The 16,983-nt window shown below is 71.3% G+C and carries 12 protein-coding genes; 7 read left to right on the forward strand and 5 right to left on the reverse strand.

The genetic code is table 11. From position 1 onward, the window contains the following. Positions 1–78 precede the first annotated feature (78 nt). Together CS062_RS08445 and CS062_RS08450 are read left to right on the forward strand one after the other, a co-directional pair. On the forward strand, positions 79–657 hold the full coding sequence (locus CS062_RS08445) for a helix-turn-helix domain-containing protein (protein WP_099861178.1): 579 nt from the start codon (positions 79–81) through the stop codon (positions 655–657). Positions 658–777: 120 nt separating this feature from the next. Continuing rightward, positions 778–1,098: a hypothetical protein gene (locus CS062_RS08450; RefSeq protein ID WP_091724808.1), complete on the forward strand. Its 321-nt coding sequence runs from the start codon at positions 778–780 to the stop codon at positions 1,096–1,098. Here CS062_RS08450 and CS062_RS08455 read toward each other — a convergent pair. After that, positions 1,082–2,356 (reverse strand): YihY family inner membrane protein, encoded by a 1,275-nt coding sequence (locus tag CS062_RS08455; protein WP_233217981.1) that lies wholly within the window; start codon positions 2,354–2,356, stop codon positions 1,082–1,084. The two genes, CS062_RS08450 and CS062_RS08455, sit on opposite strands and share 17 nt — an antisense overlap. A 54-nt stretch (positions 2,357–2,410) precedes the next feature. On the opposite strand from CS062_RS08455, the gene CS062_RS08460 reads away from it, so the two are divergent. The 3 genes from CS062_RS08460 to CS062_RS08470 all read left to right on the forward strand — a co-directional run bounded on the left by CS062_RS08460 (position 2,411) and on the right by CS062_RS08470 (position 7,603). After that, positions 2,411–2,854: a DUF2069 domain-containing protein gene (locus CS062_RS08460; protein ID WP_099861182.1), complete on the forward strand. Its 444-nt coding sequence runs from the start codon at positions 2,411–2,413 to the stop codon at positions 2,852–2,854. Further along, on the forward strand, positions 2,851–4,263 hold the full coding sequence (locus CS062_RS08465) for an FAD-binding oxidoreductase (RefSeq protein ID WP_099861184.1): 1,413 nt from the start codon (positions 2,851–2,853) through the stop codon (positions 4,261–4,263). Before CS062_RS08460 ends, CS062_RS08465 begins: the two co-directional genes overlap by 4 nt. Positions 4,264–4,375: 112 nt before the next feature. After that, positions 4,376–7,603, forward strand: a complete 3,228-nt coding sequence (locus CS062_RS08470; RefSeq protein ID WP_158238712.1) for a sensor histidine kinase — start codon at positions 4,376–4,378, stop codon at positions 7,601–7,603. Positions 7,604–7,672: 69 nt separating this feature from the next. Here the strand turns inward: CS062_RS08470 and CS062_RS08475 are convergent, their stop codons facing one another. Further along, positions 7,673–10,906: an efflux RND transporter permease subunit gene (locus tag CS062_RS08475; protein WP_099861188.1), complete on the reverse strand. Its 3,234-nt coding sequence runs from the start codon at positions 10,904–10,906 to the stop codon at positions 7,673–7,675. 30 nt (positions 10,907–10,936) lie between these two features. After that, positions 10,937–12,133 (reverse strand): efflux RND transporter periplasmic adaptor subunit, encoded by a 1,197-nt coding sequence (locus tag CS062_RS08480; RefSeq protein WP_099861190.1) that lies wholly within the window; start codon positions 12,131–12,133, stop codon positions 10,937–10,939. A 388-nt stretch (positions 12,134–12,521) separates the two neighbouring features. Between CS062_RS08480 and CS062_RS08485 the strand changes: the two genes are divergently transcribed. Further along, positions 12,522–13,598, forward strand: a complete 1,077-nt coding sequence (locus CS062_RS08485; RefSeq protein ID WP_099861192.1) for a glycosyltransferase — start codon at positions 12,522–12,524, stop codon at positions 13,596–13,598. Next, a complete protein-coding gene (locus CS062_RS08490; protein WP_099861194.1) occupies positions 13,591–14,520 on the forward strand; it encodes a glucosamine inositolphosphorylceramide transferase family protein in 930 nt (309 codons plus the stop codon). Before CS062_RS08485 ends, CS062_RS08490 begins: the two co-directional genes overlap by 8 nt. Before the next feature lie 49 nt (positions 14,521–14,569). Here the strand turns inward: CS062_RS08490 and CS062_RS08495 are convergent, their stop codons facing one another. Together CS062_RS08495 and CS062_RS08500 are read right to left on the reverse strand one after the other, a co-directional pair. Further along, positions 14,570–16,042: an MFS transporter gene (locus tag CS062_RS08495; protein ID WP_099861196.1), complete on the reverse strand. Its 1,473-nt coding sequence runs from the start codon at positions 16,040–16,042 to the stop codon at positions 14,570–14,572. 89 nt (positions 16,043–16,131) lie between these two features. Further along, complete coding sequence (locus CS062_RS08500; protein ID WP_099861197.1) at positions 16,132–16,923, reverse strand: inositol monophosphatase family protein; 792 nt, start codon at positions 16,921–16,923, stop codon at positions 16,132–16,134. Between the last annotated feature and the right edge of the window lie 60 nt (positions 16,924–16,983).

A 16,983-nucleotide genomic window follows, 5' to 3' on the forward strand; every position in this document is an offset into this window, starting at 1 on the left:
CAGCCGTGCAGTATCAAGGAAGAGCCGAGGCCGGTCAAGGCGACGTCTTCCGCTCCGACTTCCCTCGCCCCGCCGCCGATGTCCGCCAATCCTTCCGAGAAACTGGAACCTCCCCGCGTCGGCGCGACGCTGCAATCGCTGCGGCAAGCGCAGGGCCTGTCGCTGGACGAGCTGTCGCGGCGGGCGGGCGTGTCGAAGTCGATGCTCTCGCAGATCGAGCGCAACCAGGCCAATCCCACGGTGGCCGTGGTGTGGCGGCTTGCCAATGCGCTGCGGGTGGAGTTGTCGGAGCTGCTGGGCGGCGAGCGGCCCGCCGCACCGCCGATCGAGGTGGTCGCCTCGCATGCGACGCCGGCGCTGTCGAGCCCGGATGGCCTGTGCCGGCTGCGCATCCTCGGCCCCATCGACCTGGCCGGCAATTTCGAGTGGTACGAACTGACGGTGCAGCCCGGCGGCGCGCTCGAGTCGGCGGCGCACGAGCCCGGCTCCCGCGAGCACCTGAGCGTGCTGGCCGGCGAACTCGAAGTCACGGCCGGCGGTAGCCGCCAACTCGCCAAGACCGGCGAGACCGCGCGCTATGCGGTGGACGGCGCGCATGCGATCCGCAACCTGTCGAAGAAGGCGGCGACGGCGCTGCTCGTGGTGCTGCACGCCTGATCGCGCCTGATCGCACCGGACCGCCCCGATCACCTCCTGTTACTTGACCGGCGCGTCGCCGTCGAGACAATCGCCCGATTCGCGGAGGCGAGGGAGCGTATTGCAGTCAAGGCAGTCCACATGCAGCAACGCTCGTTTTCAGAGAAGCATCCCCACATCCCCACCCCGACCCAGCCAGCCACCGTCGACACCGAAACCCAGGCGAAGCAGCTTCAGTTGCTCGACGGTTCGGCGCGCCTGCGCGTGGCCGAGCAGCGCGCCCGCGAGCACCGCGCGCAGCCGCTGATCGACAAGGCCGCGCTGCCGCTGGGCGCGACGCCCAAGTACGGCATGAAGCCCACCGGCGCGACCCGGCCCAAGCCGCCCTACCGGCGGGCGGTCTATTCGATCGTCGCCTTGCTGGCGGTGATCGGCGGCGCCGCCGTCACGCTGTGGCGGTAGCCGCCGAGGCCGGCCGCTCGATCAGCGCGCCCAGCGTGGCGCGCCCCCAGGCCGCCTGCTCCCACAGTTCCCCCAGCCCGGGCTGGCGCTCGGCCAGCAGCGCGCGGATCAGCGGCTCGGCATTCGTCGACGTCGGCTCGCACAGCAGCACCACGCGCTGGGCGCCCTCCTCTTCGAGTCGGCCGACCCAGTCCAGCTTCTGCAGTTGCTGGATCACCGGCTCGAGCTGCAGCGGATCGACGCACAGGCGCTGCGACAGCGCGAGCATCGACAGCCCCGACTCCCCGCCCGCGCGCGCGGCATCGAGCTCGCGCACCACGTCCAGCGCCAGCGCCATCTGCATGCCGGGTCGATTGCGGCGCACGCTGACGCCACCCGCCAGGGCCGGCGCATTGGCCGCCAGGATCGCGCCGAGCAGCACGATCGACCAGCCGACGTAGATCCAGATCAGGAAGATCGGCACCGCCGCGAAGGCGCCATAGAGCGTCGAATAGGTCGGCACCTGCTTCACGTACCAGGCCAGCGCCTGCTTGGCGAGGTGGAAGGCCACCGCGACGAAGGCTGCCCCGGTCAGCGCGTGGCGCCAGCGCACGTCGGTGTTGGGCACGTAATGGAAGAGTGCCGCGATCGCGCCCCACAGCACCACCAGGTCCACGCTGTTGAGCAGCACGACGAGTCCGCGCGGCATGTTGTCGACGAGATCGCGGCTGTAGGTGATCAGCACGCTGGTCACGGCCAGGCTGCCGCCCAGCAGCAGCGGGCCCAGCGTCATCGCCGCCCAGTACACCAGCACCCGCTGCGCGATCGGGCGCGGGCGCTGCACCCGCCAGATCTGGTTGAGCGTGCGGTCGATCGTCAGCATCAGCGACAGCGCCGTCACCGCCAGCACGATCAGGCCGACGACGCCGAGCCGGTTGGCCTTGGCCGCGAACTGGGTCAGCGACATCAGCACCGGGCGCGCGATGTTGTCGGGGATCAGCGACTTGAGGAAGTACTTCTCCAGCGCCGACTGGAAGCTGGAGAACATCGGGAACGCGGTGAACAGCGCCAGCGCCACGGTCAGCAGCGGCACCAGCGAGATCAGCGTGGTGAAGGTCAGGCTGCCGGCGGTCAGCCCCAGGCGCTCCTCGCGGAAGCGCAGCACGAACAGGCGCAGCGTGCGCGCATAAGGCCAGGTCAACAGCTCCCGCCCGAGCTCGCGGATGCCCTCGCGCCAGCTCTGCGGCGGCGCCTGATCACTGCTAGGTTCCCTCAACATGCTGGCTATGATGCCAGCCATGTCAACCCTCGCCGCCCTGCGGATCGCCTCGCGATGACACCGACCGCGCCACCCGCGTCCGCGACGACCGCCCGGCCCCCGACCACCCGCACCGAGCCCACCGCCCGCGAGCGCAGCAGCCGCCAGGTCGCATGCCTCGCCACGCTGGCGCTGGCGCTGGTCTGCCTGGCCTGGGAGCTCTGGCTCGCGCCGACCGGACGCGGCACCCTCGCGATCAAGGCGGTGCCGCTGCTGCTGCCGTTGCCCGGCCTGTGGCGCTATCGCCTCTACACCTACCGCTGGGTCAGCCTGATGATCTGGCTCTACACGACCGAAGGCCTGGTGCGCGGCACCTCCGAAAGCGGCGCCGGCATGGCGCTGGCGTGGATCGAGGTCGCCCTGTCGCTGACGATCTTCATCGCCTGCGCGGCGCAGATCCGCCTGCGGCTGGCCGAGGCGCGTGCGGCGGACGCCGGATCGATGAAGGACGCCGCATGAGCGCCGCGCTGATCGAAGCGCTGCGCGACTGCCTGGGCCCGGCGCATGTCCTGCTGCCCGGCGAGCACGACCTCTCCGGCTACGAGCGTGACTGGCGCAAGCGCTACGCGGGCCGCGCGCTCGCGGTCGTGCGGCCGGCCGACACGGCGCAGGTCGCCGCCGTCGTCTCGATCGCGCGCGCGCATGGCGTGCCGCTGGTCCCGCAAGGCGGCAACACCGGCCTGGTGGGCGGCGGCGTGCCGGACGACTCCGGCACGCAGCTGCTGCTGAGCCTGCAGCGGCTGAACCGCGTGCGTCAGATCGATCCCGCCAACCTCACCATGACCGTCGACGCCGGCTGCGTGCTGCAGCAGGTGCAGCAGGCGGCGCGCGACGCCGGCCTGCTGTTCCCGCTGAGCCTGGCCGCCGAGGGCAGCTGCACCATCGGGGGCAACCTGGCGACCAATGCCGGCGGCACCCAGGTGCTGCGCTACGGCAACGCACGCGAGCTGTGCCTGGGCCTGGAGGTGGTGACCGCGGACGGCACCGTCTGGGACGGCCTCTCCGGCCTGCGCAAGGACAACACCGGCTACGACCTGCGCGACCTCTTCATCGGTTCGGAAGGCACGCTGGGCGTGATCACGGCCGCGACGCTGAAGCTGCATCCGCTGCCGCTCGCGCGGATGACGGCCCTGGCCGCCTGCGACACGCTGCGAGACGCGGTCGCGCTGCTGGGCCTGGCGCAGGCGCGCTGCGGCGCGGCGCTGACCGGCTTCGAGGTGATGAACGCGCTGTCGCTGGCGCTGGTCGGCAAGCACTTTCCGCAGCTGGCGCAGCCGCTCGGGCCGCGGCCCTGGACGGTGCTGCTGGAGCTGTCGGACAGCGAGGGCGAGACCCACGCCCGCACGCAGTTCGAGGGCCTGCTCGAGGACGCGCTGGAGCGCGGCGTCATCGACGACGCGGCGGTGGCCGAGACGCTGGCCCAGAGCCATGCGATGTGGCACCTGCGCGAGTCCATTCCGCTGGCGCAGAGCGAGGAAGGCCTGAACATCAAGCACGACATCGCGCTGCCGGTCTCGCGGATCCCCGACTTCGTCGACCGCTGCGACCAGCTGCTGGCGGAGCGCTTCCCGGGCTCGCGGCTGGTGGACTTCGGCCATCTGGGCGACGGCAACCTGCACTACAACGTCCAGGCGCCGGAGGGCACCGCGCCCGCCGACTTCCTGCGCGCGCACGAGGCGGCGGTCAACGCGCTGGTCTATGACCAGGTGGTCGCCCACGGCGGCTCGATCTCGGCCGAGCATGGCATCGGCCAGCTCAAGCGCGACGAGCTCGCCCAGCGCAAGAGCCCGGTGGCCTTGCAGCTGATGCGCCAGATCAAGCAGGCGCTGGATCCGCGGGGGCTGCTGAACCCCGGCCGGGTGGTCTGACGGCACTCGTCGGCGCCAGCACGATCGTGCTGGCCGCACAGGCACAATTCGCGCGCTTCCGAGTGCCTCCCCCGCCTTTCCGTCCTCGATGCCCGTCCTGATCCCGCCCTCGATGCAAGCGCCGCGCCCGCCGCGCCCCCCCGCCGTTGTCCGCGCCGGCCTGCCGCAGGCCCTGGCGCTCGCCGCGGCCCTCGCGCTAGCCAGCCCCACTGCGCACGCCCAGTCCTCGACGCCCTCGGAGCAGCCGCTGGCCCACCTGCAGCACACCAGCTGGGGCCTGAAGGACGGCATGCCCGGGCCGGTGATGGCGATCGCGCAGACGAGCGACGGCTACCTCTGGCTGGGCACCGGCAGCGGCCTGTTCCGCTTCGACGGCCTGCGCTTCGAGCGCTTCGACACGATCGCCGGCGAGCAGTTGCCCAGCCGCCAGGTGCTGTCGCTCTTCGCGACCCCCGACAACGGCCTGTGGGTGGGCTTGCTGGAAGGCGGCCTCGCCCTGGTCCGCCAGGGCCGCATCGTCCAGGTCGAGCCGGCCACCGGTCATTTCGTCACCTCCACCCGCGCCTTCGCCGCCGAGCGCGACGGCACCCTCTGGGTCGCCACCGGCCGATCGCTGCTCAAGCGCCAGGGCAAGGGCTGGGTCGCGATGGATCCGGCCTCCGGCTTCGACGACGGCAGCGGTCATGCGCCGATCGCGATGTCGGTGGCCGTCGACGCCGCCGACAACGTCTGGTGCGTCACCGATCGCACCGTCTTCGTCCGGCCGGCCGGAACCGCCCGGTTCGTCGCCACCGAGGTGCCGTCGCTGGGCCAGACCCAGCTGGTCATCGGACCCGACGGTCGCGCCTGGGCCAACGACACCTCCGCCGCCGTGCGCGGCTTCTTCCGCCTGCCGCTGCCGGGGGAAGGCGCCAGCGCCGCGACCGGATCGGGTGCCGCCGCCGACGCGATCGGCACGGTCGCCCGGCCGCTGCCGGTCCCGCGGAGCTTCTTCATGCCGGGTTTCGACCAGGCTGGCCGGCTCTGGTACGGCGCCAGGGACGGACTCAACCGGATCGATCCCGCGGCGGTTGCCGCTCGCTCTCCCGCGAGCGCCGCCGCAACGGCCAGCGCGGCCGCACGCCCTGACAGGTCGACCCGCGACACCTCGCACCAGTTCCTCGGCACGGACAAGGGCCTCTCCGGCGAACTGGTGATGCGCGTCTTCCAGGACCGCGACGGCGCGATCTGGGTCGGCACCAACGGCGGGCTGGACCGCTTCCGCGGCGCGGCGGTCGATCGCGTCGAGCTGCCCAACCGCGGCGCCAGCATCGCGATGGCGGTGGACGGATCCGGGGGGCTGCTGGTCGCCGCCGGCGATTCGGTCCAGCGCCTCGCGCCCGGCGACACCACGCCCCGCACGGTGCCGACCGACCCGGGCATGACCACCTTCACCGCGGTCTTCGTCGACAGCCGCCAGCGGCTCTGGGTCGGCGGCCGCACCGGCCTGTGGAAACGGGAAGGCGACCGTTTCGAGCCTGTTCCGACGCCCGATGGCCAGCCCTGGCCGGCGGCCGTGTTCGAGATCACCGAGGACGCCGCCGGCGCGCTGTGGTTCAACGGTCACCGCTACGGGCTGATGCGCCATGTCGACGGCAAGACCACCCGCCTGTCGGGCTCGGGCCCCTTCCCGCGCAATGGGCCCGACGCCATCGCCGCCGACGCGCAGGGCCGGATCTGGATCGGCTACTCCGACGGCACGCTGCTGCGTCACGAGGCCGGCCAGACCACCCGGATCACCCCGGCCGACGGCCTGAAGATCGGCGCGATCAAGGTCATCGCGCGCCAGGGCACGCACCTGTGGATCGGCGGCGAGCGCGGCGTCCAGCTGCTGTCCGAGCCCGGTTTCCCGCCGCTGCGCCTGGCCGATGCCGACGCGCTGGACGGCGTGTCGGGCATCGTCGAGACACCGGAGGGCGAGCTCTGGCTCAACGGCGCGAACGGCATCACCCGGCTGCGTGCCGACGACGTCCGGCGCGCACTGTCCCCTGCGACCGCAGCGGCGCAGCGCCCGGCCGGCCGCCGCTTCGACCTGATCGACGGCCTGACCGGTCGCGCCGAACAGTCGTGGCCGCTGCGCACCGCGGTCCGCACGCCGGACGGGCTGTTGTGGTTCTCCCTGAGCAACGGCATCGTGCGCATCGATCCGCGGCGCCTGGCCGAAGGCGAATCCCCGCCGCCACCGGTGGACATCCACCGGCTGTCGGTGCACGGCGAGCCGGTCGCGGCCGGCGCGGACGGTGTGCTGCGCCTCGCGCCCGGCACCCGCGACCTGCAGATCGCCTACACCGCGATCAGCCTGGCCCAGCCCGAGCGCACCCGCTTCCGCTACCGGCTGGTCGGCCAGGATCGCGACTGGCAGGACGCGGGTGCTCGACGCGCGGCTTTCTATACCAACCTCGGTCCGGGGGCTTACGAGTTCCGCGTCGAGGCCTCGCAGGACCGTGGCCCCTGGAGCGCCACGCCGGCCATCCTGCGCTTCGAGATCGCGCCGACGCTGACGCAGCACGCCGGTTTCCGCGCGGCGGCCGTGGTCACGGGCATCGCGCTCCTGGTCGGCCTGGCCGCGCTGCGCGGCCGCCAGCGCCGCGCCCATGAGCAGGACCGCCTGGCCGCCCGCATCCAGGAACGCGAGCGCATCGCGCGGGACCTGCACGACACGCTGCTGCAAGGCGTCTACGGCCTGATCCTGCGCTTCGAGGCGATCGCGCGCCGGTTGCCCGGCACCGAACGCGCGGCTATGGAGCGCGTGCTGGTCGACGCCGACGCGCTGCTGATCGAAGGCCGCGATCGCGTCACCGACCTGCGCCTGCCGCCGCCCGACCTCAATGGGCTGGAGCAGACGCTCCAGGCGCTCGGGCGCGAGCTTTCGCATACCCACGGCGCGGCCTTCGAGCTGACCGTCGACGGCACGCCGCGTCCACTGGCGCCGGCACTGGGGGCGTCGATCTGCCTGATCGCGCGCGAGGCGATCTTCAACGCCTTCCAGCATGCGCAGGCCGGGCGCATCGAGGTCGTGCTCCGCTACGGCGATGCCGGCTTCACCCTGTTCGTGCGCGACGACGGTGTCGGCGTGCCGGACGAGGTGAAAGCCCGTGGCGGCCGCCCGGGCCACTGGGGCCTGTCGGGCATGCGGGAACGCGCGGAACTGGCGGGCGTCGCCTACCGGCTGGACTCGCAGCCCGGCATCGGCACGCAGGTCGAGCTGCATGCGCCCGCCGCGCGCGCCTACGAAGGCTCCGGCGACGCCGGGCCTGCGACCGCCCGCGGTCCGTGGTGGCGTCGCACCCGAGGCGACTGACACCCATGAAAAAGGGCGCCTCGTCGAGGCGCCCTGTCGATCGCAACTCCCGAGGGAGCCCCGCGGGATTCAGTCGTCGGCGCCCATCGCCACCGCGTCATGGCGCGGCGCCGGCTTCACGCGCCGGTAGAGCCACTCCAGGACCCAGAAGACGAACAGCACCCAGGTCAGGAAGGCCAGCCCGACCAGCAGTGTCTGGAAGATGCTGATCGCCCAGGCGCCGGCGGCGCTGAAGCGCTCGACGCGGCGGGGGAAGCGCTCGATCAGGCGATCGAAGAAGAGCTGGATGCTGTCGTAGAAGCACGGGACCATCAGCAGCGTCAGGAAGGTCGAGGTGATGGTGCCGCCGATGATGGCCACGGCCATCGGGCGGTAGAACTCGCCGCCCTCGCCCACGCCGATCGCCACCGGCAGCATGCCGGCCACCAGCGCGAAGGTGGTCATCAGGATCGGGCGGAAGCGCTTGCGGCCCGCATGCATCAGCGCCTCCTCGCGCGGCACGCCGGCGGCCTCCTCCTGGCGCGCCGCGTCCAGCAGCAGGATCGCGTTCTTCGCCACCAGGCCGGCCAGCATGATGATGCCGATGAAGCTCATCAGGTTCAGCGTGCCCTTGGTCAGCAACAGCGCCACCACCACGCCGATCAGCGACAGCTTGAGCGAGTACATCACCCCGATCGGCGCCGAGAAGCTGCCGAATTGCATCACCAGGATCAGGTACATCAGCCCGATGCCGGAGAACAGCGCGATGAACATGGCGCCGAAGACCTCCTCCTGGTCCTTGGACGCGCCGGCCAGCTCGATGCCGTAGCCCTGCGGGAAGTTGATCGAGCGCGCCAGCTTGACCGCGTCCTTGGTGACCTCGCCGGGCGAGCGGCCATGCGCATTGGCCGACACCGCGATCATCCGCTTGCCGTCCGAGTGCTGGATCTTGGCCGGCCCCTTGCCCATCGACACCGTCGCGATCTGCTCGAGCGGCACCATCACGCCGGCACCGCTCACCGCGATCGGCAGGCGCTCGATGTTGCTGGCGTCGACGCGGTCTTCCGGCGCCAGGCGCACCGCCACGTCGCGGGTCTCGCCGCTGGGATCGACCCAGTCGCCGACCTCCACGCCGGCGAAGGCCACCCGCAGCGCATTGGCCGCGTCGCCGACGGAGATGCCCAGCGAGTTGGCCAGCCCGCGGTTCATCTCGATCTGCAGCTCGTCCTGCGGATCCTGCTCCGACAGGCCCACGTCGACCGCGCCCGGCACATTGCGCAGCTTGGCCATGTACTCGGTGGTGATCTCCATCAGCTTGCGCGACTCCGCGCCGTGGAAGCGGATCTGCACCGGCTTCTGCGCGCCGTTGTTCAGGTCATCCAGCACCACGTACTCGGCGCCGACCAGGCGCGCCACGCGGGTGCGCAGGTCTGCCGCGATCTCGGCAGCGCTGCGCTTGCGCTCGGTGCTCTTGCCCAGGTCGACATAGATCCGGCCGCCGCTGACGTTGACGTACTCGTTCGTCGCCTTGGTCTCCGGCAGCTGGCGGGCCAGCGCCGAGCCGGCGGCCATCTTCAGCCGCGCGTACTCCAGGCTGGAGCTCGCGGGCGTGCGGACCTCGATGGCGATGGTGCCGGAGTCCGACGCCGGCAGGAAGCTCGAGCCGCCCAGCGTCGACTGCAGGACGATCGCCAGCACGAAGCTCGCCGCCGCGAAGAAGGCCATCCAGCGGCGATGATGCAGCGCCCACTCGATGACCAGGCCGTAGCGATCGGCCTGATGGTCGAACCAGTCATTGAAGCGCTGCAGCAGGCGCGACACGCCGGTCTTCTTCGCATGGTGGTAGCCGGGTGGGTCGCCCCAGTAGGCCGACAGCATCGGGTCGAGGGTGAACGAGATGAACAGCGACACCAGCACCGAGGCCACGACGGTCAGGCCGAAGGGCCGGAACCATTCACCGGACACGCCCGGCATGAAGGCCACCGGGATGAACACGGCGACGATCGAGAAGGTCGTCGCCGCGACGGCCATGCCGATCTCGGCGGTGCCCTTGAGCGCCGCGGTGCGACGGTCGGCGCCGCGCTCCATGTGGCGCACGATGTTCTCGCGCACCACGATCGCGTCGTCGATCAGCACGCCGATGGCCAGCGACAGGCCCAGGAGGCTCATGAAGTTCAGGGTGAAGCCGCACAGCCAGACGGCGATGAAGGCCGCGATCACCGAGGTGGGCAGCGACAGCGCCGTGATCAGCGTCGAGCGCCACGAGTTGAGGAACACATAGACCACGAAGACCGTCAGGCCCGCGCCGAAGACCAGCGCATGGATCACGTTGTTCAGGCTGTCCTGCGCGTCGCGGCCGCCGTCCTGCGTGACTTCCAGCTTCGTGCCCTTGGGCAGCGTGGCATTGATCTCCTCGACCAGCTTGCGGGTGGCGTCGGCCACCGTCACCGTCGACGCGTCGCGCGAGCGGGTGACCGAGAGGCCCACGTTCGGATGGCCATTGCGCACCGAGAAGCCGGTCTGCTCGGCGAAGCCGTCCTGCACCGTCGCGACCTGGCCCAGGCGGATCAGCTCGCCCCCGGTCCGCTTGACCACGATCTGGTTGAAGTCGCTCGGCGATTCGATGCGGCCCAGCAACCGGATCGACTGGTCCTCCATCAGCCCGCGCACCTTGCCCACCGGCGCGGTGGTGTTCTGCATCTTCAGCGCGTTGACGACCTCGGTCACCGAGACGTTGAATTCGCGCAGCTTCTGCGCGCTCAGCAGCACCGACAGCTCACGGTTCAGCGAGCCGTTGACCGTCACCGTGGCCACGCCGGAGATCGCGCGGAAGCGGTCGGCCAGCTGGTCCTCGGCCAGGCGGGAGATCTCCGCGTGGGTCTGCGAGCTCGACGACAGCGCCAGCTGCATGATCGGCTGCGCCGACGGGTCGATGCGCTGCAGCACCGGCTCGCGCATCTCCAGCGGCAGCTTGTGCCGCACCGCCGCGATCGCGTTGCGGACCTCGTCGGCCGCCTCGATCATGTTCTTGTTGAAGTTGAAGATCAGCAGCAACTGCGCGTAACCCTCGCTCGCGGTCGAGCGCACCTCGGTCACGCCCGAGATGCTGTTCAGCGACTTCTCGATGCGGTTGATGATCTCGCGCTCGGCGGTCTCGGGCGAGGCGCCCGGGTAGGTGATGCCCACGACCAGCAGCGGCTGCTCGACATCGGGAATCTGGTTGACGCGCAGCTTGGACAGCGCCAGCAGGCCCAGCGCCATCAGCCCGATGATGATCACCACCATCGAGATCGGCTTCTTGACCGAGAAATTGGACAGGAACATGGCGGAGGTCTCCTCGAGTCCGGCCGGTCGTCAGATGCCCGAGGCCGCGGAGGCGGCGAAGTCCGGCGCCGCGCCGGCGGGCACGGCCGACTTGGTCCCCGCGCCGCTGGCCATCGGCACCGCGGCCTTGGTCAGCTCGACGCGCTGGCCGTCGATCAGCGTGCTGGTCGGGTGGCGCAGGATGCGGTCGCCCTGCTTCAGCCCGGTGGTGACGACGTACAGCCCCTGGCGGTCGTCGCGGGCGCCGAGGCGGACCGCGGCCTTGCCGACCTTGCCGCCGTCCACGCGCCAGACGAAGGCCTTGTCGCCCTCGCGCACCAGCGCGCCGTCGGCCACCATCAACGCCGAGACGCTGTTCGTCTGCACCCGCCCTTCGGCGTACAGGCCGGCCACGCCGGGCTGCTGGGCACCGGCGAAGTCGACCAGCACTTCCACCTGCCGGGTGCTCGCGTTGGCGGCCTGCGCGATGCGGCGCACCTTGCCCTGGAAGTCCACCTGCGGATAACCGTTGACCCTGAAATAGACGGTCTGGCCCAGCTTGAGCTCGGCCATGCGGTCAGCGGAGACCAGGCCCTCGAAGCGCATCGACGCTGGATCCATCACCTTGATCAGCTCCTTGCCGAGCTGCGCCGAGTCGCCCGGCGAGACCTTGCGGTCGCTGACCACGCCGTCGAACGGCGCGCGCACCTCGGTGCGCTGCTGCTGCTGGCGCGCCGTGGCCACCCGGGCGCGGGCGGCCACCAGGTCGCTCTGCGCGTTGTTGCGGCGGATCTCGGCGTCCTCCATCGCCTGGATGGAGCTCATGCCCTGGGCCTGCAGCGTCTTCAGGCGCTGGTACTGGCGCTCGGCCTGCTCGAAGCTCTGCGAGGCGGCGCGGGCGGCTTCGTCGGCCGACTGCACCGTGTCGCGGATCGCGGTGTCGTCCAGGCGGACCAGCAGGTCGCCGCGCTTCACCCGCTCGCCGTTCTCCTTGAAGACCTGCAGCACGACGGCCTGCAGCTCGGCGCGCAGGTCGGCGCGGCGCTCCGGCTGGATCGAGCCGGTGATGACCGGGCCGCTGGCGTATTCGCTGACGCCCAGCGTCTGCACGTCCTCCGGCGCCACCAGCAGGCTGGGCGCGCTGGCCGCGGCGGCGGCGGCGGGCGATGCCTGCTTGTCGGGGGAAGGCTTGCCGCAACCGGCAAGCAGGGACGCGGCGACAACGGCAATCAGCGACAAACGCAACATGAAGCGGGCTCCAGCGGGAGGTGACGGGTCGTAAATAAATGTCCTTCGTGCGCAGGCCGCAAAAAGGGCGCGCTAGCTTAACTTCAATGCCCCTGCATGCAGGTGGTCACCCCTGCAGTTCATGCCAGAGAAACAGCGCTTCGTCGCGCCATTCGAGTGAGCGGGGAACCACGGTCGTCGGTTACGCCGGGTTTCATCGGCCCGCCTCTGGCGTGGCCGGCGTCGGGGTCAGTTGTTCACGGCACGTCAAGGCGAAACCGCGAATTGCGCACGCCGATGCCATCTCGGCACCCGTACACCCCACGCTTACGGGGAAACGCCGTCTATATTGCTGAATGTTAAGAAATAGACTCAGAACGTTTTTTAGCTTTTTTGCCGTTTCGACGTCATGCGCGCACTCTCCATCGTCCACGTGGTCTTCTCGTCTCGCATCGCCGGTGGTGAGCACCACTGCGTCGACCTGGCCAACGCGCAGGCCGCGCTGGGGCACACGGTCCATGTGATCGGACCGGCCGGCTCGGCCGTCCGCCATGCGCTCGACCAGCGCGTGCGCTTCCATGGCCTGCGTCTGCCGGTGCTGCGCGGCGCGCGGGTCCGGCGACTGGCCGCCCGACTGGGCGCGGACATCGTCCACGGTCACCTGGGTCCGGCCTGCAAGGCGGTGGCGGCGGCCCGGGGCCGGGTGCGGGTCGGCACGCTGCATGTGGGCTACAAGGCCCACCACCATGCGCGCATGGATGCGCTGGTGTGCGTCAATTCGGCCCAGGTCGGTCACCTGAAGGACTTCGGCGGCATGCATCGCGTCATCTACAACTGGGCTCCGGAACGCAGCCCCGCCGCCTGCGCGGCGAAGGCGCCCTCGGGCTCGCTGCGACTGGAACTCGGCATCCCGGCCGCCGCGCCGGTGATCGGTTGCGTCGGCCGCCTGCATGCAGCCAAGGGCATGCACACGCTGATCCAGGCCTTCCAGCGCCATGCGCCGGCCCAGGCCCATCTGGTGTTGATCGGCGAAGGCCCGCAGCGTGCGGAACTCGAGTCGCTGCGCGCCGGCGACCCGCGCATCCATCTGCTCGGCTTCCGCTGGAACGTCGACGAGTTGCTCGGCGAGATGGACCTGTACGTGTCCTCCTCGCGCGAGGAGCAGTTCCCGCTGGCCATCCTCGAGGCGATGCGCGCCCGCCTGCCGATCGTGGCCACGGCCACGCTAGGCGCCCGCGAGATGCTGGATCCGGCGCAGTCGGCGATCGTGCCGGTCGACAACGCGACGGCGATGGGCCAGGCGATCGCCGCCGCGCTGGCCGAGCGTGCCCGCACGGCCCGCCGCCCGGTGGACTACGACATGGACCGCTACGACCGCTCGAGCGCGGTGCGGGCCACGCTGGGGCTGTACCAGGACGTGCTCGCGCGCCAGGGCGTCGCGATCCACGACCTCGCCGGTCTGAGCGTGGAAGACGCCCGTGGTTAAGCGGCCGAAGTCGGACTTCTGGACCGTCGGCGTCGTCCCGGAACGCCTGGACCGCCTCAGCCCCGAGCGCCTGCGCGAGCTGCGCGACCGCATCGTCTGGATGCCGGAAGCCGGCGACTGGCGCTACTACGCCGACCCCTTCGCGCTGCGCGAGGGCGACGCGCTCCATGTCTTCGTCGAGCATTTCGACTACCGCACCAAGCGCGCCGACCTGCAGCGGCTGACGTTGAACCTGGCCGACGGCGTCTGGAGCGCGCCCAGGCCGGTGCTGCGCCAGCCCTTCCACCTGTCCTATCCCTTCGTCTTCGAGCACGAGGGGCAGGTCTGGATGGTGCCGGAGTCCAGCCAGGCCGCCGAGGTGGCGCTGTATCGCGCGGTGGATGGCGCCGAGCGCTGGGAGCGCTGGGAACGGGTCTGCGCGCTGCTGCCCGGCGTGCATGCGGTCGATGCCTCGCTGCTGCGGCACGAGGGGCGCTGGTGGATGTTCTATGCCGTCATCGGCCCGGACAAGCGCGACCAGCGCGAGTTGCACGTCGCCAGCGCCGATGCGCTGCAAGGGCCCTGGACGCCGCATCCGGCGAATCCGGTGAGGTCCGCACACGACGGCGCCCGGCCGGCCGGCACCCCCTTCGTCGATGCCGGTGGCCGGGTGACGCTGCCGGTGCAGGACAGCCGCACCAGCTATGGCGGCGCGACACGTTGGCTGCGCTTCGACCGGCTCACGCCGGAGGCGGTCGAGGTCCGCGCGCTGCCGGCGACCTTCACCGGCGACCTCGCGCATCCGGGATTCCTCAGCGGCCTGCACACGATGTCCGCCTGCGGTGACCTCACGCTGATCGACGTCAAGCGCATCGATCGCTCGCGCCATCGCCAGTGGCTGGACTGGAAGCGCCGCGTGCGGCGCTGGTTCGGCCGGCGCTGAGCTCGGGCGTCCGGCCGCGTCCCGCGGGCCCGGGCCCGTCGTCGACCGGTCAGCCGCGAGCCGCCGCGTTGCGCGGCGCGCCCTCGGGGCCGTCGTGCGCACCGTCCATCGACGGTGCGATGTCCTCCAGCGGCTTGCACTCCGCATCGACGCCGAAGCGCAGCGCCAGCAGGCCGGCCATGATCACCAGCGCCGAGCCGATGCCGTAGCCGATCGCCACCTGGCCGCGCTGGGCGCTCTCGACCAGCCAGCCGAACAGCAACGGCGCCGCGAAGCCGCCGGCGCCCGTGCCCACCGCATAGAAGATCGCGATCGCCATCGCCCGCATCTCGAGCGGGAAGACCTCGCTCACCGTCAGGTAGGCGGAGCTGGCGGCGGCGGACGCGAAGAAGAACACCGCCGACCAGCACAGTGCCTGCGAGCGGGCATCCAGCACGTCCGCGACGAAGGCCACGCCGGTCGCGGCCAGGCCGACGCCCGCCAGGCCGTAGGTCAGCGCGATCATCCGGCGCCGGCCGACGCGGTCGAAGAGCGGCCCCAGCAGCAGGGGGCCCAGCACATTGCCCAGCGCGAACGGAAAGATGTAGAGCGCCACGCGGTGGTCCTCGACGCCATAGAAGCGGGTCAGCACCAGCGCATAGCTGAAGAAGATCGCGTTGTAGAAGAAGGCCTGCGCCAGCATCAGCGCCAGCGCCACGGCGCTGCGCGTCCGATAGCGTCGCAGCAGCACATGCAGCACCTCGCGCAGGTCGGGCACCGCGCGCCGGTGCTCCCGGCGCGCCACCGGCGGCACCTCCGGCAAGGGGCCATGCTGGGCGGCGACCTCGGCCTCGATGTCCGCCACGATGCGTTGCGCCTCGTCGGCCCGGCCGTGGCGCAGCAGCCAGCGCGGGCTCTCGGGCACATGGCGGCGCACCAGCACCATCGCTACGGCCAGCAGCGCGCCCATCGCGAAGCCGACACGCCAGCCCCGCACCGGACCGAGCACGTCCGGATGAAGCAGCAACAGGCTGGACGCGGCGCCCAGCGCGGCACCGATCCAGAAGCTGCCGTTGATCGCCAGGTTCACGCGACCGCGCACCCGGGCAGGCACCAGCTCGTCGATCGCGGAGTTGATCGCGGCGTACTCACCACCGATGCCCAGGCCGGTGACGAAGCGGCACAGCGCGAAGAACGCGAAGTCGGTCGAGAAGGCGGTGGCGAGCGTCGCGACGGCATAGACCGCCAGCGTGGCGAGGAACAGCCGTTTGCGACCGAGCCGGTCGGACAGGCGGCCGAAGACCAGGGCGCCGATGATGGCGCCGGCCAGGTAGAGCGAGCCGGACCAGCCGACCTGCACCGCGGACAGCCCCAGCGTGTCCGGCCGCTCCAGCACCGCGCCGACGGAGCCGACCAGCGTCACTTCCAGGCCGTCCAGCACCCAGGCCACGCCCAGCGCGAGCACCACGCGCCAATGCCAGCGTGACCAGGGGAGCCGGTCGAGCCGGCGGGCGATGTCGAGGGAAGCGAGCGGGGCCGTCATCGACCGGCGATGCGGCAATCGGCGTGCCCCGTTCAGGGACTGTCGGTGCTTTCAAGGGCCCGGCGCAGGTGCCGCGCGGGCCGGCGGGCTCACTCGACTTTCCAGGCCGCCGCGGCTTCGTCCCAGACCTCGCGGCTGCGCGCCACCAGCAACCCCGGCTGGCGATCGCCGGCGCGGTAGGGCGTGCCGTCCAGCCGCGCGGCGACGCCACCGGCCTCGGTGACGAAGAGCGTGCCGGGCGCATGGTCCCAGGCGAGCTTGCGCCAGTAGAGCGTCGCGTCGAAGGCGCCTTCGGCGAGCGCGGGATATTCCGCGCCGGCGCAATTCAGGCCGGGCAGGATCTCGACGCCCTGCCAAGTGGCCACCCGGACCTGATGGTCCTGCGGCAGGAAGCGCGTCTTGACGACCGCGCGGCGCAAGCCCGGTCCCGGCGCCGCACGCAGCCGCTGGTCCTCGCGCCAGGCGCCCTGCCCGCGCCGCGCGTGATGCAGCACGCCGCCGATCGGGTCGAGCATCCAGGCACCGACCGCGACGCCGTCCTCGAGCAGCGCCACCATCGACGACAGCGGCTCGCGCCCCGAGATGAAGTTGAAAGTGCCATCCAGCGGATCGACCAGCCAGACCTGCCCCTCGTCGAGCTGGTCCAGCAGCTCCGGCGTCTCCGCGCACTGCTCTTCCCCGACCACCCGCGAGCCCGGCACCAGCGCGCGCAGTTCGGGGGTCAGGAAGGCCTCGACCTCCCGGTCCACCGTCGTGACCCATTCACCGGGCGCCTTCTGCATCACGTCGTCATCCGCCAGATGACGGAAGCGGGGCGCGATGTAGGTGGTGGCGGCATGCCGCAGCAACTCGGCGACGGGATCGGGACGGGTGGCGCTCATCCGGCGATGCTACCCGCACGGGCTTGTCCCCTGGCGGTGCCAGCGACGCCGGCGGGGTCC

It is taken from the genome of Roseateles chitinivorans (genome assembly GCF_002761755.1).
GTDB lineage: Bacteria > Pseudomonadota > Gammaproteobacteria > Burkholderiales > Burkholderiaceae_C > Roseateles > Roseateles chitinivorans.

Bases quoted from the DNA above. Each gene is read 5' to 3' on its own strand.
- CS062_RS08470 (WP_158238712.1), top strand. From the start codon at position 4,376: ATGCAAGCGCCGCGCCCGCCGCGCCCCCCCGCCGTTGTCCGCGCCGGC.
- CS062_RS08475 (WP_099861188.1), bottom strand. From the start codon at position 10,906: ATGTTCCTGTCCAATTTCTCGGTCAAGAAGCCGATCTCGATGGTGGTG.
- CS062_RS08445 (WP_099861178.1), top strand. From the start codon at position 79: ATGTCCGCCAATCCTTCCGAGAAACTGGAACCTCCCCGCGTCGGCGCG.
- CS062_RS08485 (WP_099861192.1), top strand. From the start codon at position 12,522: ATGCGCGCACTCTCCATCGTCCACGTGGTCTTCTCGTCTCGCATCGCC.
- CS062_RS08465 (WP_099861184.1), top strand. From the start codon at position 2,851: ATGAGCGCCGCGCTGATCGAAGCGCTGCGCGACTGCCTGGGCCCGGCG.
- CS062_RS08500 (WP_099861197.1), bottom strand. From the start codon at position 16,923: ATGAGCGCCACCCGTCCCGATCCCGTCGCCGAGTTGCTGCGGCATGCC.
- CS062_RS08480 (WP_099861190.1), bottom strand. From the start codon at position 12,133: ATGTTGCGTTTGTCGCTGATTGCCGTTGTCGCCGCGTCCCTGCTTGCC.
- CS062_RS08450 (WP_091724808.1), top strand. From the start codon at position 778: ATGCAGCAACGCTCGTTTTCAGAGAAGCATCCCCACATCCCCACCCCG.
- CS062_RS08495 (WP_099861196.1), bottom strand. From the start codon at position 16,042: ATGACGGCCCCGCTCGCTTCCCTCGACATCGCCCGCCGGCTCGACCGG.
- CS062_RS08460 (WP_099861182.1), top strand. From the start codon at position 2,411: ATGACACCGACCGCGCCACCCGCGTCCGCGACGACCGCCCGGCCCCCG.
- CS062_RS08455 (WP_233217981.1), bottom strand. From the start codon at position 2,356: ATGTTGAGGGAACCTAGCAGTGATCAGGCGCCGCCGCAGAGCTGGCGC.